The 17,761-nt window shown below is 71.2% G+C and carries 18 protein-coding genes; 9 read left to right on the top strand and 9 right to left on the bottom strand.

All coding sequences use genetic code 11. The features are described 5' to 3' along the window. Window positions 1-142 precede the first annotated feature (142 nt). Together ACZ4UU_RS39495 and ACZ4UU_RS39490 are read right to left on the bottom strand one after the other, a co-directional pair. Window positions 143-658, bottom strand: coding sequence for a hypothetical protein (locus ACZ4UU_RS39495; RefSeq protein WP_471908249.1), 516 nt, complete (start codon window positions 656-658; stop codon window positions 143-145). Window positions 659-797: 139 nt separating this feature from the next. After that, a complete protein-coding gene (locus tag ACZ4UU_RS39490) occupies window positions 798-1,346 on the bottom strand; it encodes a sigma-70 family RNA polymerase sigma factor (protein WP_471908248.1) in 549 nt (182 codons plus the stop codon). Between the two features lie 242 nt (window positions 1,347-1,588). On the opposite strand from ACZ4UU_RS39490, the gene ACZ4UU_RS39485 reads away from it, so the two are divergent. Next, window positions 1,589-2,737: a CapA family protein gene (locus tag ACZ4UU_RS39485; RefSeq protein WP_471908247.1), complete on the top strand. Its 1,149-nt coding sequence runs from the start codon at window positions 1,589-1,591 to the stop codon at window positions 2,735-2,737. A gap of 20 nt (window positions 2,738-2,757) precedes the next feature. Here the strand turns inward: ACZ4UU_RS39485 and ACZ4UU_RS39480 are convergent, their stop codons facing one another. Continuing rightward, window positions 2,758-3,231, bottom strand: coding sequence for a MarR family winged helix-turn-helix transcriptional regulator (locus ACZ4UU_RS39480; protein WP_471908246.1), 474 nt, complete (start codon window positions 3,229-3,231; stop codon window positions 2,758-2,760). Window positions 3,232-3,288: 57 nt separating this feature from the next. Here ACZ4UU_RS39480 and ACZ4UU_RS39475 point away from each other — a divergent pair, with 57 nt between their 5' ends. Then, the gene (locus ACZ4UU_RS39475; RefSeq protein WP_471908245.1) at window positions 3,289-4,104 is read left to right on the top strand and encodes an alpha/beta fold hydrolase; all 816 of its coding nucleotides are present in this window, start codon (window positions 3,289-3,291) and stop codon (window positions 4,102-4,104) included. A gap of 12 nt (window positions 4,105-4,116) precedes the next feature. Here the strand turns inward: ACZ4UU_RS39475 and ACZ4UU_RS39470 are convergent, their stop codons facing one another. Together ACZ4UU_RS39470 and ACZ4UU_RS39465 are read right to left on the bottom strand one after the other, a co-directional pair. Further along, on the bottom strand, window positions 4,117-4,554 hold the full coding sequence (locus ACZ4UU_RS39470; protein ID WP_471908244.1) for a pyridoxamine 5'-phosphate oxidase family protein: 438 nt from the start codon (window positions 4,552-4,554) through the stop codon (window positions 4,117-4,119). 18 nt (window positions 4,555-4,572) lie between these two features. After that, entirely contained in the window at window positions 4,573-5,034 is a 462-nt protein-coding gene (locus ACZ4UU_RS39465; RefSeq protein ID WP_471908243.1) for a universal stress protein, read from the bottom strand. Between the two features lie 88 nt (window positions 5,035-5,122). On the opposite strand from ACZ4UU_RS39465, the gene lysX reads away from it, so the two are divergent. After that, window positions 5,123-8,401 carry a bifunctional lysylphosphatidylglycerol synthetase/lysine--tRNA ligase LysX gene (gene lysX, locus ACZ4UU_RS39460; protein ID WP_471908242.1) on the top strand — a complete coding sequence of 1,093 codons (3,279 nt, stop codon included), beginning with the start codon at window positions 5,123-5,125 and terminating at the stop codon, window positions 8,399-8,401. A gap of 100 nt (window positions 8,402-8,501) precedes the next feature. After that, on the top strand, window positions 8,502-9,353 hold the full coding sequence (locus tag ACZ4UU_RS39455) for a polysaccharide deacetylase family protein (protein ID WP_471908241.1): 852 nt from the start codon (window positions 8,502-8,504) through the stop codon (window positions 9,351-9,353). Window positions 9,354-9,381: 28 nt separating this feature from the next. Here ACZ4UU_RS39455 and ACZ4UU_RS39450 read toward each other — a convergent pair whose 3' ends face one another. After that, on the bottom strand, window positions 9,382-10,059 hold the full coding sequence (locus ACZ4UU_RS39450; protein ID WP_471908328.1) for a class F sortase: 678 nt from the start codon (window positions 10,057-10,059) through the stop codon (window positions 9,382-9,384). 293 nt (window positions 10,060-10,352) lie between these two features. On the opposite strand from ACZ4UU_RS39450, the gene ACZ4UU_RS39445 reads away from it, so the two are divergent. Beyond that, window positions 10,353-10,847 (top strand): hypothetical protein, encoded by a 495-nt coding sequence (locus ACZ4UU_RS39445; protein ID WP_471908240.1) that lies wholly within the window; start codon window positions 10,353-10,355, stop codon window positions 10,845-10,847. Between the two features lie 148 nt (window positions 10,848-10,995). On the opposite strand, the gene ACZ4UU_RS39440 is transcribed toward ACZ4UU_RS39445, so the two are convergent. The 3 genes from ACZ4UU_RS39440 to ACZ4UU_RS39430 form a co-directional block, all read right to left on the bottom strand. After that, entirely contained in the window at window positions 10,996-11,514 is a 519-nt protein-coding gene (locus tag ACZ4UU_RS39440) for a hypothetical protein (RefSeq protein WP_471908239.1), read from the bottom strand. A 186-nt stretch (window positions 11,515-11,700) separates the two neighbouring features. Further along, window positions 11,701-12,465 (bottom strand): bestrophin-like domain, encoded by a 765-nt coding sequence (locus ACZ4UU_RS39435; protein WP_471908238.1) that lies wholly within the window; start codon window positions 12,463-12,465, stop codon window positions 11,701-11,703. A 24-nt stretch (window positions 12,466-12,489) separates the two neighbouring features. After that, window positions 12,490-12,618: a hypothetical protein gene (locus ACZ4UU_RS39430; protein ID WP_471908237.1), complete on the bottom strand. Its 129-nt coding sequence runs from the start codon at window positions 12,616-12,618 to the stop codon at window positions 12,490-12,492. A 22-nt stretch (window positions 12,619-12,640) separates the two neighbouring features. Between ACZ4UU_RS39430 and ACZ4UU_RS39425 the strand changes: the two genes are divergently transcribed. The 4 genes from ACZ4UU_RS39425 (at window position 12,641) to ACZ4UU_RS39410 (ending at window position 17,705) form a co-directional block, all read left to right on the top strand. Beyond that, window positions 12,641-12,988, top strand: a complete 348-nt coding sequence (locus ACZ4UU_RS39425; RefSeq protein ID WP_471908236.1) for a hypothetical protein — start codon at window positions 12,641-12,643, stop codon at window positions 12,986-12,988. Between the two features lie 404 nt (window positions 12,989-13,392). Continuing rightward, window positions 13,393-14,385: an SCO0930 family lipoprotein gene (locus ACZ4UU_RS39420; protein WP_471908235.1), complete on the top strand. Its 993-nt coding sequence runs from the start codon at window positions 13,393-13,395 to the stop codon at window positions 14,383-14,385. A gap of 375 nt (window positions 14,386-14,760) precedes the next feature. Next, window positions 14,761-15,573: an SAM-dependent methyltransferase gene (locus tag ACZ4UU_RS39415; protein ID WP_471908234.1), complete on the top strand. Its 813-nt coding sequence runs from the start codon at window positions 14,761-14,763 to the stop codon at window positions 15,571-15,573. Further along, window positions 15,570-17,705 (top strand): putative bifunctional diguanylate cyclase/phosphodiesterase, encoded by a 2,136-nt coding sequence (locus ACZ4UU_RS39410; protein WP_471908233.1) that lies wholly within the window; start codon window positions 15,570-15,572, stop codon window positions 17,703-17,705. The genes ACZ4UU_RS39415 and ACZ4UU_RS39410 overlap by 4 nt, the downstream gene beginning before the upstream one ends. Window positions 17,706-17,761: the final 56 nt, after the last annotated feature.

The raw sequence follows: 17,761 nt of genomic DNA, 5'->3' as shown, positions 1-17,761 counted from the left end.
TCGTGCCGTTGGGTGTGGGGTGTGTTACTCCTTGCGCCCACTGGTACGCACCAGGAAGTCGAATCACTCAAGGCCGACACCGAATCGCAACCAAGGGATTCGGAGCCGTCGGCGGCGAGGATTGGTCCGCGGCGAAAAGAACTCAGAAAAGGTGGATGGCGAGGTGCCCGAGCGGCAGCCCCAGCTGCCACGCCGGGGTCCACACCTTCGGTCCCTCGTCCTCCCCGACCAGCGCCCCGCCGCCCGGCACCGCGTTGAGATCGGGCGCGAGCAGCTCGGTCTCCTGGAGCCAGCGCCAGGCCGCCTCGGCCAGCTCCAGGTCGGGCGCGGGCCCGCCGGACCGGTCCGCCTCGGCCGCGAGACACGCCATGCGCTCACGCACCCAGTCCTGCCACGGCTGGTCGTAGGCCGTCAGCGACAGCCAGGTCTCCAGCTGGGTGACGACCCGGATGCCGGAGAGCTCGCCGTCGGTGTCGGACAGGAAGATGGTCAGCGCCAGGGCGTCGCGCCCGGCGCGGAACTCGAAGGACGTCGGCGGCATCAGATCGCCGGTCCGCAGCAGCTCGTCGGCGATGTACTCGGCGTACAACCACGCCATGGGGACGGTGAGTTCACCGCCGCCGGTGCCGTCCGTGCTCTCTTGACCTCTGTGCAGCATCCCTTCCTGCCCTCCTCCGGTGAATGCGTCGCCCTACCCCTGGGCCCTGGCCCAATCCGGAACACGGATGAGGACAGCCGATTACTCAACCGGGGTGTTCAGCAAGGCGCTTTACGGAGGTTTGACTAAGCCATTGGTTTCACCGCAGGTCGGCCGCGTATCCCGGAAGCACCCGGCGCAGGGCCCGCAGCGCGTAGTACGCGCGGGACTTCACCGTACCGGGCGGAATACCCAGGGTTTCCGCGGCTTCCGCAACACTCGCCCCTTGGAAGTACACGAGCACCAGGACTTCACGGTGCTCCGGAGTGAGTGTCTTCACAGCCTCGCGCACATCGAGCATCTCCACGGCCCGCTCGGCGTGGTCGGAGATCACCCGTGCGTTCTCCAGGACCGCGTCCCCGACCTCCGGCGGCCGCGCCTGCCGGGCGCGTCGCGCGTCGATCGCGAGCCGCCGCCCTACGGTCATCAGCCAGGGGCGCACGGAGTCGAAGTCGTCGGCGCGCAGGGCCTCGGGATGCTGCCAGGCGCGCACCAGCGTCTCCTGGACGAGGTCCTCGGCGCGCTGCCGGTCCCCGTCGCAGAGCCGGAGCAGCAGTGCGAAGAGAGGCCGGCCGTGCTCCCGCTGCAGTGCGGCGAGCTCGTGCTCGGCGGTCGTCGTCCCGTTCGTGAGGGTGGTTCCGGCCGTCATGGCCGTATGGCATCGCAGGCGGCAGTTCCGGGACAGGGCGCGCACACGGATCTGCGGCGGACGGTCGATCGCGTCGGCGAACGGTTCGATGAACGGTTCCTTCCGCCTGGGGCGGGCGCGACTTTGCGGACCCGGCCCAAGGGATGCGCGCCGGACGGGCTAACGAAAGTGGCCGGATTGTTTGCGGGCGGGTAGGGCTTCGTACCTATTGATCCGTATATACGACCACAAGGGGTGAGCCGATGATCCCACGCAGTCGACTTGTGGCCCTCGCCGCGACGGCCGTTCTCGCGGCAGGTGCCGCATGCCAGGCCCACAGCCGGGAGGCCCCGGGGCAAGCGGGTCCCTCCGGCAAGGGGGCTCGTGGCTTCACGCTCGTCGCCTCCGGCGACGTCCTGCCGCACGCCTCGATCATCGAACGCGCGCGCTTCGACGCGGGCGGCACCGGATACGACTTCCGCCCCATGCTCGCCGGTGTCAAAGAGGTGGTGTCCCGCGCGGACCTGGCGCTGTGTCACATGGAGACCGTCTACGGCGAGAAAGGCCACTACACCGGCTACCCGCTCTTCAAGTCCCCGCCCGAGGTGGCCCGAGGGCTCGCGGCCACCGGCTACGACGGCTGCTCCACCGCCTCCGACCACAGCCTCGACGACGGGGCCGCGGGCATCCTGCGCACACTGAACGCCCTCGACCGGGCGAAGGTGCGGCACGCGGGGACGGCGCGCACGGCCGACGAGGCGCGCACGGTCACCGTGCTGCGCGCCGGTCAGGCCAAGGTCGCGCATCTGGCGTACACGTACGGGGTCAGCGGCTTCCCGCTTCCGCCGGAGCAGCCCTGGGCGGTCAACATGATCGACGAGAGCAAGATCCTGGCGGACGCCCGGGCCGCCCGGAAGGGGGGCGCCGACGTGGTCGTCGTCTCGCTGCACTGGGGCACCGAATGGCAGGACAGGCCCGACGACGAACAGGTGACCCTGGCCCGCGACCTCACGGCCGCCCGCACCGACGGCCGCCCCGACATCGATCTGATCCTCGGCACCCACGCCCATGTCCCGCAGGCATACGAGAAGGTCAACGGCACCTGGGTGGTCTACGGCATGGGCGACCAGATCGCCGGTGCGATGTACAACGACCGGGGTGTACAGGACCCGCGCGGCAACCAGTCCACCCTGGCCCGCTTCACTTTCGCCGCGCCGGACCGGAAGGGCGGCCGGTGGGAGGTGTCGAAGGCCGAGTTCGTCCCGCAGCTGTTCGACATCGACGCCGGACGGGTGGTCGACCTCAACCGGGCGCTCGCCAAGGGGGCCGACGTGCGCGGTGTCCGGGACCGGATCCGGGACGTCGTGCTGAGCCGGGGGGCCGGGAAGGACGGGCTCACCATGGGGGAGTAGGTCGGTGCGGGGCGGAGTGGTCAGTCCGGGGCGACGTCGTCGAAGGTCTTCATCATCTGCTTCAGCACGCGCACGCACGCCCGGAGTTCGGCCTCGGTCAGATCGCCGCCGACCTGCCGGTTCAGGGCGTGCTCGCGGGCGAGGATCGCGGTGATGACCGCCTCGCCGCCGGCCGTGATCCGGATCAGCGAGGACCGCTGGTGGGCGGGGTTGGGGGTGGCCTCCGCCCAGCCCCTGGCCGTCGCGTCGTTGACCATGCGCTGCACGAACTGCCGGGTCAGCGTCATGACCCGGCCCATCTGGGGCACCGTCATCGGCCCGTAGCGGTGGAGCAGGGTCAGGACGGAGCGCACGCCGACGGACACCCCCTCGATCTCCTGGCCCTGTTCGAGCTTGCGCAGGCCGCGCCGGTAGAGCGCGCCGATCAGGTCGAACACCTCGCTCACGCGGTGGCCGAGTTCGTCGGGCGGCAGCGGTGCGTCGATGTCGTTCACGCGACCATCATGACACCTCGGTTGCCAAACTCGGCGGAAGATGACACCTTGGTTGTCATGACAGTTGCTTCCGAACTGACCCGTTTCACGTCCGCCGACGGCGATCTCGCCTACGTCGACACCGGCGCCGGGGACCTGGTGGTCCTGCTCCACTCCGGGTACGTCGACCACCGGGTCTGGCGCGCCCAGATCCCGGCCCTCGCCGCCGAGCACCGCGTGATCGCCCTGGACGTCCGCGGCCACGGGGCCTCCGCCAACGCCTCCATGCCCTTCCGCTGGGCCGACGACCTGGCCGCCCTGCTGCGCCACCTCGACGCCGGGCCCGCCGTCCTCGTCGGCCTGTCCATGGGCGGGCTGATCGCCACCAACACGGTGCTCGAGTATCCGGAGCTCGTCCGCGCGGTGGTCACCTGCGGTGCCGCGACCGGTGAGTTCCAGTACACGGATGCCTGGACCCGCGAGCTCCAGGCCGAGATGGCGCGGACACTCGCCGCAGGGGACATCGAAGGCTGGCTCGCCGCCTTCGTGCAGGTCGTACCCGGCGAACACCGGGCCCTCGACGAGGTCGACCAGGACATCCTGCGCCTGGTACAGGACATGGCCCGCGGCACGCTCGCCAAGCACACGCCCGGCGAGAAGGACTGGTTCGTACCCGTGACCGACACCTTCGCCCGGGCGGCGGAGATCACCGTCCCCCTGCTCACCCTCAACGGCGGCCTGGAACCCGCCGACATGCTCGCCGCGGCCGAGCGCCTCGCCGCCACCGTCCAGGACGGCCGCGCCGAGGTCATCAGCGGCGTCGGCCACTACCCGAACCTGGAGAAGCCGGAGATCTTCAACCGGATCCTGGCCGAGTTCCTGCACACGCTCTGACGCCCGGACGACTCAGCCGGCGACCGCGTAACTCAGGTCCTGCACATCGAGCGACGCCGGCGCCAGCCGCAGCCACACCGTGCCGCGCTCCGCCGGGTCGTCGTACAGATGGCGCACGAACCGTGCGTCCCAACGGCCCTCGTCCGCGCCCAGGCAGCGCGCGAGCTTGCGGCGGCCCCGAGGGACGTCGAAGGACACGAGTTCGGCCCGGCCCCGCGCGATCACCTGGCGCACGAGCCCCGTCGCCGGGTCGCACTCGTCGACCACGAGGGCCACCGCCGGGTCGTCCCGGACCCGGTGGAAGAGCCGGGTCCGCGGCCCGGTCAGGATCCAGAAGGCGCCGTCCTCCCACAGGAACCAGACCGGGCGCACCGTCGGCCCGTTGGTCGCGAGGCGCGCGGTCAGCGGCTGCTGGAGGAAGACGTCCACGTCGAAGTCATGAGAAGCCATGCCCCCAGGTCTATGCCACTACGGCACGACCGTCACCGGCCACCGCCCCGCCTTCACCAACCGCACCGCGACCGAGCCCACGATCCGGTGACCGGCCTGTTCCGACGCGCCCACCACCACAGCGTCGGCCTTCAGGTCGTCCGCCGCCTTCACCAGGCCGTTGTAGGGGTCGCCCTGGAAGGTGTGGAACTCCCAGCGGACGTCGAATATCCCCTTGAGCCGCTCGGTCGCCTCCCGGATCTGGGCGATCAGGCTCTCGGCGATCTCGTTGGTCGTCTCCGCGACCGGCGCCCCGAGGGCCGCGCCCGCCGTCATCACCGGCTGCACGTACACGACGGCGAGCAGCGCGCGCTGCCGTCGGGCCAGGCCACCGGCGTACGCCGCCGCACGGAGCGAGGAGTCGGAGCCGTCCACGCCGACCACGATGACCTTGGGCCCGTCCGTGCCCCGCTCGAACTGGTGCGAGTGCTGTTCCGTCACGGCAGGGAGGCTATCGGAAGCCCCAGGTCCGCCCGGCGGCCAGGACGCTCGACGGGCGAGGAGGCCGGGCTCTTCCTAGAGTCGGAACATGAGTGCCACCGTGGAGGCCACCCGGGAGAAGAGCACCAAGGGCCCGATACGGTCGCCCCGGCACGGCGCCCTGAGCAGGGTGCCGGAGGGTTTCGCGACCTTCTTCGGCGCCATCGGAGCGCTCTGCGTCCTGCTGGCCCTCGTCCCGCCGCTGCGCACCGCGCTCCGCCCCGTCGTGCACGCCCTGGACGAGATCATCGTCCCGGTCAGCGCCAACCTCGCCTACGCCGTCTTCCTCTTCCTGCTCGCCGCGGCGACGGCCGCCCGCAAGAAGATCGCCTGGTGGCTGGTCGTCGTCTACCTCGGGCTGCTGGTCCTGACCGACCTGCTCGGCACGGTGTTCGGCGACTACTCGGACTCCGTCCCGTCCCTGATCGTGTGCGCCCTCGCCCTGGCCCTGCTCATCGCCGCCCGCGGGGAGTTCTACGCCGCCTCCCGCCGCGCCGCCGTACGCCGGGCCCTCGGCGTCCTGGTCGTCGGGCTCGCCATCGGGATCCTGGTCGGCTGGGGGCTCGTCGAACTGTTCCCCGGCACCCTGCCGCAGGGCCAGCGGCTGGCCTGGGCCGCCGACCGGGTCTGCGGCGGACTCGTCTCCGGTACCTCCTACGACGGACGCCCGCCCCGCCCCCTGTACTTCCTGCTCGGCCTCTTCGGCGCGCTCGCCCTCCTCAACGCCGCCGCGACGCTCTTCCGCTCGCAGCGCATGGAGGCCGCTCTGCACGACGACGAGGAGGCCCGCATCCGCGCCCTCCTCAAGGCCTACGGCGGCCAGGACTCCCTCGGCTACTTCGCCACCCGCCGCGACAAGGCCGTCGTCTTCTCGCCCAGCGGCAAGGCCGCCGTCACCTACCGTGTCGAGGCAGGCGTGTGCCTCGCCAGCGGCGACCCGGTCGGCGACCGAGAGGCCTGGCCGCACGCCATCGCCGTCTGGCTGGACGCCGCCCGCCGGCACGCCTGGGTGCCCGCTGCGATGGGCGCCTCCGAGGAGGGAGCCACGGCCTACGCCCGCGCCGGCCTCGGCGCCCTCCAACTCGGCGACGAGGCCATCCTCAACGTGCCGGACTTCGACCTCGACGGCCGCGACATGCGGGTGACCAGGCAGGCCGTCCACCGCGTCCGCCGCACCGGCGCCCACTGCCGTATCCGCCGCCACCGCACCCTCACCGAGACCGAGATGGAGGATGTGATCGGCAAGGCCGACCACTGGCGCGACACCGAGACCGAACGCGGCTTCTCCATGGCCCTGGACCGCCTCGGCGACCCCGCCGACGGCGACTGTCTCCTCGTGGAGGCCCTCGGTGAGGACGGCGAACTGCTCGCCCTGCTCTCCTTCGTGCCCTGGGGCAAGGACGGCGTCTCCCTGGACCTGATGCGCCGTGACCGCTCCGCCCCCAACGGCGTCATGGAGTTCATGGTCGCCGAGCTGTGCGCGGTGGCCCCGAAGCTGGGCATCCGCCGGATCTCGCTGAACTTCGCCGTGTTCCGCTCGGTCTTCGAGGAGGGCGCCCGCATCGGCGCCGGACCCGTACTGCGGCTTTGGCGACGGCTGCTGCTGTTCTTCTCCAAGTGGTGGCAACTGGAGGCCCTCTACCGCTCCAACGCCAAGTACAACCCGCAGTGGTTCCCGCGCTTCATCTGCTACGGCGAGGCCGCCTCCCTCGCCCGGATCAGCCTCGCGTCCGGCATCGCCGAGGGGTTCGTCTCCGTACCGTCGCTGCACAAACTCCGCAGAAACGGGCACCCGCGAGGCGGGCCACGTCCCGCGACCACCGAAGGACTGCCCTCGCTGGCGGCGCTCGGCCTCGACGGAGGGGACGAGGCCGGGGCCGCCGGGCCGGATGCGGGCCTGCCCGAGCAGGTCCGCATCCGGCACCGCACCCTCGACAGGCTGCGCGCCGACGGCGTCGACCCCTACCCGGTGGGCATCCCCGCCCGCACCCACGCCCTCGCCGACGTCCGCGCGGGCGAGCAGGTCACCGTCGCCGGCCGGATCATGCTCGTCCGCGACTTCGGCGGCATCGTCTTCGCCGTACTGCGCGACTGGTCCGGCGACCACCAGCTCGCCCTCACCCGGAGGGACTCCGGCGCCGCCCTCGACCGCTTCACCGCCGACACCGACATCGGCGACCTCATCAGCGCGACCGGCCTCGCGGGCGTCAGCGACAAGGGCGAGCCGACCGTCTTCGTGACGTCCTGGCAGCTCATCGGCAAGTGCCTGCGCCCCCTGCCCGACAAACGCCGCGGCCTCGCCGACCCCGAGGCCAAGGTCCGCATGCGCTATCTCGACCTGGTCTCCAGCCCCGCCGCCCGCGACGTGGTCCGCGCCCGCTCCACCGCCGTCCAGGCCGTACGCCAGGGCCTGCTCCAGCGAGGCTTCCTCGAGGTCGAGACACCGGTGCTCCAGCAGATCCACGGCGGCGCCAACGCCCGCCCCTTCACCACCCACATCAACGCCTACGACCTCGACCTCTATCTGCGCATCGCCCCCGAGCTCTATCTCAAGCGGCTCTGCGTCGGCGGCCTGGAGAAGGTCTTCGAGATGGGCCGCACCTTCCGCAACGAGGGCGTCGACTACAAGCACAACCCCGAGTTCACGATCCTGGAGGCCTACCAGGCGTACGCCGACTACGACGTGATGCTCCACCTCGTCCGCGAACTGATCCAGGGCGCCGCCACCGCCGCCTACGGCTCACCCGTCGCCCACCAGGACGGCGAGGAGTACGACATCTCCGGGCAGTGGCCGGTCAGAACGGTGTACGGAGCGATCTCCGAGGCCCTGGGGGAGGAGATCGACCCCGACACCGAACTGCTCCGCCTGCACCGGCACTGCGACCGCGTGGGCGTGCCGTACGTCGCCGACGACGGCCACGGCGACGTGGTCCTGGAGATGTACGAGCGCCTGGTCGAGGAGAAGACCCTCCTGCCCACCTTCTACAAGGACTTCCCCACCGACGTCTCCCCGCTCACCCGCCAGCACCGCACCGACCCCCGCCTCGCCGAACGGTGGGACCTCGTCGCCTTCGGCACCGAACTCGGCACCGCCTACTCCGAACTCACCGACCCCGTCGAACAGCGCCGCCGCCTCACCGCCCAGTCCCTGCTCGCCGCCGGCGGAGACCCCGAGGCCATGGAACTCGACGAGGACTTCCTCGACGCCCTCGAGTACGCCATGCCCCCCACCGGAGGCCTCGGCATCGGCGTCGACCGCCTGGTCATGTTCCTCACCGGCCTGACCATCCGCGAGACCCTGCCGTTCCCCTTGGTACGCCGCCGTTGACGGGGTCCCAGGCCGGACGGCTGGGCCGCGCGGGTGTATTCGTACCTCCGTACCGGTGTCGTACTGGTGCGCCGGTCGCTCGCCGGGCGACTGATGAGTCATGACGAAGGATCAGTTGCCCACCAGCCCGCTCACGCGACGCCGTGCGTTGCTCGCCGGTGTCGCCGCCGTCGGAGCGGCCGGCAGCGCCGGGCTGCTGGCGACGGTCGTGGGCAACGGCGACGAGCCGGTCCGGGCCGTCCCGGCCGCGGGCCCGCAGGCGCGTCCCGCGCTCAAGCCCTCCTCGTACCGCCTCCAGCCCCTGACCGGCTACGGCCCGCCCCGGACGGCCCCCCGGCGCACCCTCGTACGGCGCGAACCCCTGCTGCGGGTGTCCGGACGCGGCCGCACCATGGTGCTGACCTTCGACGACGGGCCCGACCCCCGCTACACGCCGTACATCCTGGACACCCTGGGCGAGTACGGCGTCCGCGCGATGTTCTTCGTGTGCGGCGAGATGGTCGTCGACAACAAGGACCTGCTGGCCCGGATGGCCGAGGAGGGCCATGTCGTCGGCAACCACACCTGGTCCCACCCGCTGCTCACCCGTCTCAGCCACGCCCGGATCCGCAAGGAGATGGAACGCACCAGCGACGTCGTCGAGGAGAGCTACGGCGAACGCCCCGCCTGGTTCCGCGCCCCCTACGGGGCCTGGAACCGCGCCACCTTCCGGATCGGCGCCGAACTCGGCATGGAGCCGCTCGCCTGGACCGTCGACACCCTCGACTGGACTGCCCCCGGCACCCGCACCATCGTCGACCGGGTGGAGAACGGCGCCGCCCCCGGCGTCGTGATCCTCTCGCACGACGCCGGGGGCGACCGCTCGCAGAGCGTCCGGGCCCTGCGCACCTATCTGCCGCAACTGCTGGATGCCGGATACCACGTCACCGTCCCCGAACGGCGTCCCCGGTGACGGCTCCCGCCCGCCGGGTCGAGCACGCTCAGCGGACCTCGACCAGGCTGGCGAAGGCGACGACGTTCCCGTCATAACCACCCTGCTTGGTGAATCCGCCGCCGCAGGTGATGACCCGCAGTTCCGCGTTTCCCTTCGAGGCGTACACCCGGTCGCCCGGGAAGTTGTTCTTCTCGAACACCTCGATGCCGTAGATCTCGAAAACGGCCGTCTTTCCGTCCTTGCGGGCGATCTCGACGCGATTTCCCTTCTGCAGGCCGCCGAGCCCGTAGAACACGGCGGGGCCCTGGGTGTTGTCGACATGGCCGACCACCACCGCGGTGCCCTTCTCGCCGGGAGAGACGGAACCGGTGAACCAGCCCGCCAGATTGGGGTTCTCCGGCGGCGGCGCGCCGACCCAGCCGTCCACGTCCAGGCCGACCGGGATGACCGGGGCGTCCACCTGGATCCCGGGGATCCGGACCCGCTCCGGCAGCGCGTGCGGCAGTGGCTGCGCGGCACCGGCGAAGAGCCCGTCGGGCACCCTGTGGTCCGGGGCGGCCGCCGAGGCGGGCTGCGGCGGCCCCTCGTCGAACTCACCCGAGCCATTGCGGACGAGCGCGAGACCGGTCAGCAGGACAAGCGCTATCACACCCCAAGGAGCACGCTTCTTCCGTCGCTCCTCCTCTTCGGCCAGCTCGGCCAGCTCAGCCTCGGACGCAGACATATCGCGCATACGTGAACGCTAAGTCCCACGCGCGCGACCGGCGACGGCACAGATACGAACGGGTGGCCCACCCGCTTTCGGTGCGCCATCCGAGTTGCCACCGGCAGGAAAATTCTGACGGTCCGTGACCTGCGGCAATTCCGATTGTGCGGTGATCGGTCGGCGTGTCCTCTCACCAGGACGGACCATTGCCGAAATGCGGCGTCGGGCACGGCATCTGAGGGTCTTTCTGGGAGGCGCTTCTCGCCGATCGACCGGGGACGGTTCCCGGGGCGTCTTCCGCGGAGGATCACATGCGTACTACACGTGCCATGGCGGCCGCTGCCACCGCGGTCGCCGCTCTCAGCCTCGCCGCCCCCGCGGCCGTCGCCCGCGACGGCATGCCCGCCGGCCCGAGCAACATCGTCGCCCTGCCCAGCGTCATCGCCCGCGGCGGACAGCTCACCATCACCGTCGACAACTGCCCGCACGGCGGCACCGCGACCTCGGACGCCTTCCGGCCCACGCACCTGCGCCCCGTACACGGCAGCAACACGGCGCGGGGCACCGCGACGGTCGACCGGCACGCGAAGCCGGGTCCGCACAGCATCACGGTCGTCTGTGACTCCAGGAGCCTGACCAACCCGGCCGCCTTCAGCGTCATCGGCGGCGTCCGGGGCGGTCTCGGCGGCAGCAGCTCCACCGGGGCGACACCGACCGACATGGCCATCGGAGGCGGGCTCATCGCCGTCGCCATCGTCGGTGGCGGGGTGTTCTGGATGCGCCGCCGCGCGGAGAAGCGGGCCTGACGCGCCGCCCGTCGCGGGCGGATCCGCCGCGGACAGCCCCCTCGCAGCCCCGTCGCACGCAACCAGACAGGCCTTCGCCCCGGCCCCCTCATGGGGAACCGGGGCGAAGGCCTGAGCGAAGGCGGGAGCGGTCGGACGGGCGGCGGTGTCAGGCGCCGTCCTCGTCGGTGCGGCGCCGGGAGAGGTGGTACGCCGTCCCCAGGACGCCCGTGACGAGTGCGGCGCCCAGGCCGAGCTCCTTGAGGTTCAGCCCGGCGAAGCTGCCGCCCTCACCCGCGTGCACGCCCTTGTGGGGATGATCGGGACGCACCGGGCCGGGCCGGCCGCCGGCGATCGTGAGGTCGACGCTCTGCCAGAACGTGCCGCAGTAGAACGACACCTCGTACACGGCGCCCGGCCTGGCATCCCGGTCGACCGTGGCCCTGGCCGTCGTACGCCCCCGGGGGATGGTGACCGTGTCGAAGACCCCCGACGCCACGGTCACGCTCTGCTCGCAGCCGCTCGCGTGCAGCGTGACCCGGCCGCCGGGCGCGACGGTGGTGGGCAGAACCCTGGCCCAGAAACCCGAGTCGTCCTCGTACGCCCGGGCGGCCGGGGCGGCCGGGGCGGTCAGGGCGAGGGCGGTGGCACCCAGCAGTGCCGCCGAAGTGACGCGTATCGCGCGCATGGTGGTTCCTCCGGGTTCCCCGAGGAGCAGCCGCGGACCTCTTCCGCTTGCGACGGAAATGCACCTCGATGAACGAAACGCTAGGAAGGCGCGTCCACCTGCGCGATTGCTGTCGTACGAATGGGGCAATGGTGTGGGCCGCGCAGGGGACGACGTCCACCGGGCGGCCCGTCGGGTGACGGCCGATCAGCCCTTGATGTGCGGGAAGAGTTCCAGGAACGGTTCCGCGGACGCCGTGACACCCCGGCTGTAGGGCGCGTCGAAGTCCCAGATGAGGAAGAGCAGGAAGGCGATCAGCGCGGAGAAGAGCCCGGCCAGGATCAGCTCACGGGGCGTGCGCCGGATCTGGAGGGCGAAGATCATCCCGATGGTGACGACGCCGCCCGCGATGAGCCCGAACCACACCACGCCCGGCATGGTCTCCCCGGTCGAGTTCGCCCGGGCGTTGCGCGCCTGGTCGGCGGCGGTCACCTGGTCCAGCAGCGGCTGGTAGGCCTGAGCCTCGAAGTCGGTCCGCGGCTCGTAGTCGGTGACGGCCTCCCGGACGCGCTGGAGAAGCTCGGTGCCGCGCTCGGTCATCCGGCCGTCGTCCGCCATCGTCTTCCACTCGGTGTCGACGACGTGTCCGACATAGGCGTTGACATCCTCCCGAATACGGTCGCGGATGTCGGCGGGATAGACCCGGACCCGCTCCGAGACCTCGTGCAGCGCCACGGCCTCGGCCTGGACGTGGTCCTGGGCGGCGCTGCGGCCCTCCCATACGCCGGCGATGGCCAGGCCCAGGACGATGGCGTACACGACGCCGATCCACATCGTCATGTACTCGATGACGTCCGGGGTCTCGGAGGGATCCTCGTCCTCGGGGGCCGTGCGGTGCCGCAGGAGGGTGATGATGACCACCACGGCGCAGGCGGCCAGCATCGCGAGGGTGAGAACAAGCCATTCCGGCAAGAGAAGCCTCCAGGTTCAGCAGGGTCAGCGCGGCCGCAGGGCGGCCACGGCGGCGATGGCGGGCGCCGCGATGAGCAGGACGAAGGTGAGGGGCGACGGGGCGTCACGGGCCGGCCGACGGTGCTGGCCGGCGCGGTAGGGCGGGTAGTGCACCGGGGTCGCGGACGGACTCGGGGTGGGCTTGACCGACGGCTTCGGAGGGGGCGTCGGGGCGGGTGCGGGCGGCGCCGGGCGCGGCCGGGGCGGCGCGGGACGAGGAGCCGGGGGAGCCTGGGGCGGCGGTGGCGGCGGTGGCGGCGCAGGAGGCGGCGGCTCGGGTTTCGGGGTGGGCGTGGGCTTCGGAGTCGGCGTCGGTGTGGGATCCGGTGAGGGGGACGGCTTCGGCGCGGGCGTGGGTGACGGCGTCGGGGTCGGGGTCGGGGTCGGGCAGTGCGGGGGAGTCGGCCAGGTGCGGCTCCCGGCGACCGCGACCGCCCTCGCGCCGTCCGGTCCGGTGTCGGCGTACGCGCAGGCCGTGGCCTGAGCCACGGCGGCCGGTGCCGACACCAGGAGCCAGGTCAGCGTCAGCACCGTCAACGCCCTTGTGGTCAGGGTGGATTGGGTCGGTTCGAGTCCATGCACGACGAAGATCCTGAGCCCAGTGCGCGCTTTCACACGCCGGAGAGTGAGGGGATTGCCCCGAACGGGCGACGGATGACCCACGAAAGGTTTGATCAAGGGGCGGACGAGTGACTGCCGATGCGCACGGGTGTGCGATGCGGTGCGGGTGGGGCGCGGGAGTTCACAGGTGTGACGCGGGCGGTGTCACAGCTTCCGGAAAGAATTTTGTGCGCCGGTTGAACACGAGCGTGGCTCTCGTGCGTACCTCTTGTCGTGCGGCGGCGCAGCAGGGCGCTGCAACACCCTTGTGAGTATGGGGAGTTGACGATGAAGACCTCGTGGCGGAGCGCCTCGCTCGTGGTGAGCGCCGTGGCGGTGGCGGCGCTGACGACGGCATGCGGCTCGGAGACCGCCCCGCCGGCGAGCAGCCAGAACGTGGGTGCCACGGCCGCGGCCGGGGACTACGGAACCGCCGGCACGGGCCTGGGCAACGGATCCGGATACGACGCCGGCGCGGCGGGCCAGGAGGCCGCCACGCAGTCGAGCTCGGCCGGTGAGCTGTCCGTCTCCAGCAACCAGGAACTCGGCAAGGTGCTGACCGACAGTGCCGGTCTGACGCTCTACCGCTTCGACAAGGACACCGTCGAGCCGCCGAAGTCGAACTGCGACGGTGACTGCGCCACGAAGTGGCCGCCGGTCCCCGCGGACGACGCCACGGCCGGCGCCGGCATCGACAAGGCACTGCTCGGCTCGGTCACCCGCTCCGACGGCACCAAGCAGCTGACCGTCGACGGCTGGCCGGCGTACCGCTATGCGAAGGACGTCAACGCCGGCGACGTCAACGGTCAGGGGGTGGGCGGCACTTGGTACGCGCTCGCGCCGGACGGCAAGAAGGCGCAGGGCGGTGCGGAGGGCGGAGCCGAGGCGGGCGACCTGCCCGGTCTGTCCACCCGCAAGGACGCCAAGCTCGGCGAGATCGTCGTCGACAAGAACGGCCACACGGTCTACCGCTTCATGAAGGACTCGCCCTGGCCGATGAAGACGGCGTGCACCGGCGAGTGCCTGGAGAAGTGGCCGGTCATCGCGCCGGTCGACGCCAAGGACACCGAGGGCATCGACCTGAAGGGCTCCGGCCCGAGGGGTCAGGGCTACGTGGTCTTCGACCGGCCCGACGGGATCAAGCAGCAGACCATCGACTGTGTGCCGATCTACACCTTCGCCGGTGACAAGAAGCCCGGCGACACCAACGGTCAGGGCGTCGGCGGCACTTGGTTCGCCATCCGCCCCGACGGCAAGCCGGTCGGCGCGTCGGAACAGTAGAAGATCACACCTCCCCAGGGTTGATCGCCTCATCAGTCGAATACGCACGGACCGCGGAGGGAGGGACGAGGACAGCGAGAGTGCCGGACGAACGGCCGGCGCGCCGACCCACCGGTCCGCCCCCCGCGGCTCCACGCGCGGGGGGCGGGCCGGTCTGCCGTGATTCACCGCGGTTCCCCGCCCTCTTTCACCATGGTTCGCAACTCTGTGGAATGCTTCGCATGCTTTCGTGAAGAGTGCGTGGGGCGTCCATGCGGCACGTGCCACAGGCAGTGACCGGGAACGGATGGTCAATTTCCGTTTCCGCTCGCTCCTTTGGCGGGCGATCAGTAGCCTCAGCTCGAACACCGGATCGCCTACGCCATGGAGAGATAGATGGAGCGTCCCGCCTGGGCCCCTCGGAGCATCGACATCTCGGTGCCCAGCGTCTCGCGGATCTACGACTACTACCTGGGCGGTTCGCACAACTTCGAGGTCGACCGGGAAGCCGGCCGCAAGGCCATGGAGTTCATGCCGGGACTCCCCAAGATCATGCAGGCGAACCGGGCGTTCATGCGCCGCGCGGTGCGCTTCGCGCTCGACGAGGGCATCACCCAGTTCCTGGACATCGGCTCCGGCATCCCGACCTTCGGCAACGTCCACGAGGTGGCCCAGGCCGCCAACCCCGACGCGCGTGTCGTGTACGTCGACCACGACCCGGTCGCCGTCGCGCACAGCCAGGCGGTCCTCGCCGGCAACGAGGGCGCGGACATCGTCGCCGCGGACCTGCGCAAGCCCCGCGAGATCCTGGCCAGTTCCGAGGTCGAGCGCCTCATCGACCTGAACCGGCCGGTGGTGCTGCTGCTCGTTGCGATACTGCACTTCGTGGAGGACGAGGACGACCCGTACGACGTGGTGGCCGAGCTGCGCGACGCGCTCGCGCCCGGCAGCCTGCTGGTGCTCACGCATGCCTCGTACGAGGGAATCCCGCTGCCCGAGGAGCGGGCCAAGGGCACGGTCGACGTATACAAGGATATTCGCAACCCGCTGATCATGCGCTCGCGCGACACCATCGCGCGGTTCTTCGAGGGGTACGACATGGTGGAACCCGGACTGGTGCCGATGCCGCTCTGGCGTCCGGACACCGCACCGGAGGACGAGGATCCGTGGGCCTTCTCCGGGTTCGCCGGCGTGGGGCGTACGGCGTGAGCGCGGGGCCGGACGGGCCGGAGGACAGACTGCGCCGGTTCGCGACGATCTGGAGCCGGGCGGTCTTCCCGGTCACCTCGACGTCGTCGACCCGGCCGGAGTTCGAGGAGCAACTGCTTCCGCTGGCCCGGCGGTTGAGCGAGGCGCTCAGGTCCAGGACCTTCGACGCGAACGAGGGCAGGGCGGTCGGCGCCGCGCTGGTCACCGCGCACTGCACCGACCCCGAGGCGCTCAGCCGCTCCCTGGACTGCGTCGACGCCTACCTCGTGCTCTACTGCGGCACCGACGGCGACCAGGAGGACCAGCGGGCCCGCTCCGCACGCCTCCAGCACGCCATGGCCGCCGGGTTCGCCCAGGCGCTGCGCGAGCGGACACTGGCCGAGCAGGAGGCGATCTCCGCGGCCGCCCTCAAGGCCCAGGGCGTGGTGGCCCAGGCCCTGCACGCCACCGAGGCCCGCTTCCGAGCGGTCTTCGAGGGCGCCGCCATAGGCATCGGCATCGCCGACCTGGCGGGCAACGTCCTGCAGGTCAACGGGGCGCTGCTGAGGATGTTCGGCGTCTCCGAGCAGACCATGCAGGGCCGCAACGTCATGCAGTGGACCCACCCGGAGGACGCGCCGCAGACCTGGAAGCTCTACGAGGAACTCGTACGCGGCGAACGCGAGCACTACCACGTCGAGAAGGCGTTCTCCCGTCCGGACGGCACGGTCCTGTGGACCAACCTCACGGTCTCCCTGCTGCGCGACCCCGACGGCAACCCGCAGTACCAGCTGGCCCTCATGGAGGACACCACCGAGCGCCGGCTGCTCAACCTGCGGCTGCGCTACGAGGCCACCCACGACGCGCTCACCGGACTGCCCAACCGCACCTTCTTCTTCGAGCGCCTGGAGAAGGCACTGGGCGCCGGGGAAGGCCAGCGGTTCGGCCTGTGCTATCTCGACCTGGACGGCTTCAAGACCGTCAACGACAGCCTCGGCCACGCGGCCGGCGACCGGCTGCTCGTCGAGGTCGCCGACCGGCTCCAGTCCTGCGCCACCGCGCCCGGCGAGATGGTCGCGCGGCTCGGCGGCGACGAGTTCGTGGCGCTGACCACCGGCCCCGACACCGAGCGCGAGGTCGACGAACTCGCCGCCCGCATCATGAACGCGCTGATCGCCCCGATCAGCGTCGACGGCCGGGAGCTGACCGTGCGCGGCAGCATCGGCATCGTCGAGGGCCCGGCCGGGGAGCGCAGCCCGGCGGAGGTGCTGCGCAGCGCCGACATCACCATGTACCGGGCCAAGTCCGCGGGCGGCAACCGCTTCGAGCTCGCCGACCCGGAGGCCGACGCCCGCGCCATCACCCGGCACGGACTGACCACGGCGCTGCCGATGGCCCTGGAGCGGGGCGAGTTCTTCATCGAGTACCAGCCGCTGGTGCACCTCGGCGACGGCAGTGTGCGCGGCGCGGAGGCCCTGGTGCGCTGGCTGCACCCGCAGCACGGCATCCTCGGCCCGGACCGGTTCATCCCGCTCGCCGAGCACACGGGACTCATCGTGCCGCTCGGCCGCTGGGTGCTGGAACAGTCGGTGCGTCAGGCCCGCGAGTGGCGAGAACGCCTCGACGACGCCGGGCCACTGCGCATCAACGTCAACCTGTCGCCCTGCCAGCTCACCCACCCCGGGCTGGTCCAGGACACGGTGGACATCCTGGAGCGCGCGGGCGTGGCACCCGACGCCCTCTGCCTGGAGGTCACCGAGTCGGCGTTGATCGGCGCCGACGACGATCTGCTCAAGCCCCTGCGGCGCCTCGCCGAGATGGGCGTCGACATCGCCCTGGACGACTTCGGCACCGGCTACTCCAACCTCGCCAACCTGCGCCGGCTGCCGGTGAGCATCCTCAAGCTGGACCGCTCCTTCACACAGAGCATGCAGCGGTTCCCGGCCGACCCCGTCGACCTCAAGATCGTCGAGGGGATCGTCTCCCTCGCCCACGGTCTGGACCTCACGGTCACGGTGGAGGGCGTGGAGACCAGCGCCCAGGCCGAGCAGCTGCGGATCCTGGGCTGCGACACGGCCCAGGGCTGGTACTACGCCCGCCCGGGCCCACCGGACCGGCTGCACGAACTGGCGCTGGTGGACGCGACGGGCTGAACCGGGCCGCACGCAACGGGGCCGCTCTCGTGGCCCCCGCGGGACCAGGGCGGGGC

The sequence above is a fragment of the Streptomyces sp. NPDC028907 genome (assembly GCF_055564995.1).
The sequence above is the reverse complement of the archived record's forward strand: the minus strand, read 5'-3'. Positions and strand labels throughout refer to the sequence as shown.

Excerpts from the sequence above, each read along its gene's own strand:
- ACZ4UU_RS39495 (WP_471908249.1), bottom strand. The coding sequence starts at position 658 with ATGCTGCACAGAGGTCAAGAGAGCACGGACGGCACCGGCGGCGGTGAA.
- ACZ4UU_RS39490 (WP_471908248.1), bottom strand. The coding sequence starts at position 1,346 with ATGACGGCCGGAACCACCCTCACGAACGGGACGACGACCGCCGAGCAC.
- ACZ4UU_RS39485 (WP_471908247.1), top strand. The coding sequence starts at position 1,589 with ATGATCCCACGCAGTCGACTTGTGGCCCTCGCCGCGACGGCCGTTCTC.
- ACZ4UU_RS39475 (WP_471908245.1), top strand. The coding sequence starts at position 3,289 with ATGACAGTTGCTTCCGAACTGACCCGTTTCACGTCCGCCGACGGCGAT.
- ACZ4UU_RS39470 (WP_471908244.1), bottom strand. The coding sequence starts at position 4,554 with ATGGCTTCTCATGACTTCGACGTGGACGTCTTCCTCCAGCAGCCGCTG.
- lysX (WP_471908242.1), top strand. The coding sequence starts at position 5,123 with ATGAGTGCCACCGTGGAGGCCACCCGGGAGAAGAGCACCAAGGGCCCG.
- ACZ4UU_RS39455 (WP_471908241.1), top strand. The coding sequence starts at position 8,502 with ATGACGAAGGATCAGTTGCCCACCAGCCCGCTCACGCGACGCCGTGCG.
- ACZ4UU_RS39450 (WP_471908328.1), bottom strand. The coding sequence starts at position 10,059 with ATGTCTGCGTCCGAGGCTGAGCTGGCCGAGCTGGCCGAAGAGGAGGAG.
- ACZ4UU_RS39445 (WP_471908240.1), top strand. The coding sequence starts at position 10,353 with ATGCGTACTACACGTGCCATGGCGGCCGCTGCCACCGCGGTCGCCGCT.
- ACZ4UU_RS39440 (WP_471908239.1), bottom strand. The coding sequence starts at position 11,514 with ATGCGCGCGATACGCGTCACTTCGGCGGCACTGCTGGGTGCCACCGCC.
- ACZ4UU_RS39420 (WP_471908235.1), top strand. The coding sequence starts at position 13,393 with ATGAAGACCTCGTGGCGGAGCGCCTCGCTCGTGGTGAGCGCCGTGGCG.
- ACZ4UU_RS39415 (WP_471908234.1), top strand. The coding sequence starts at position 14,761 with ATGGAGCGTCCCGCCTGGGCCCCTCGGAGCATCGACATCTCGGTGCCC.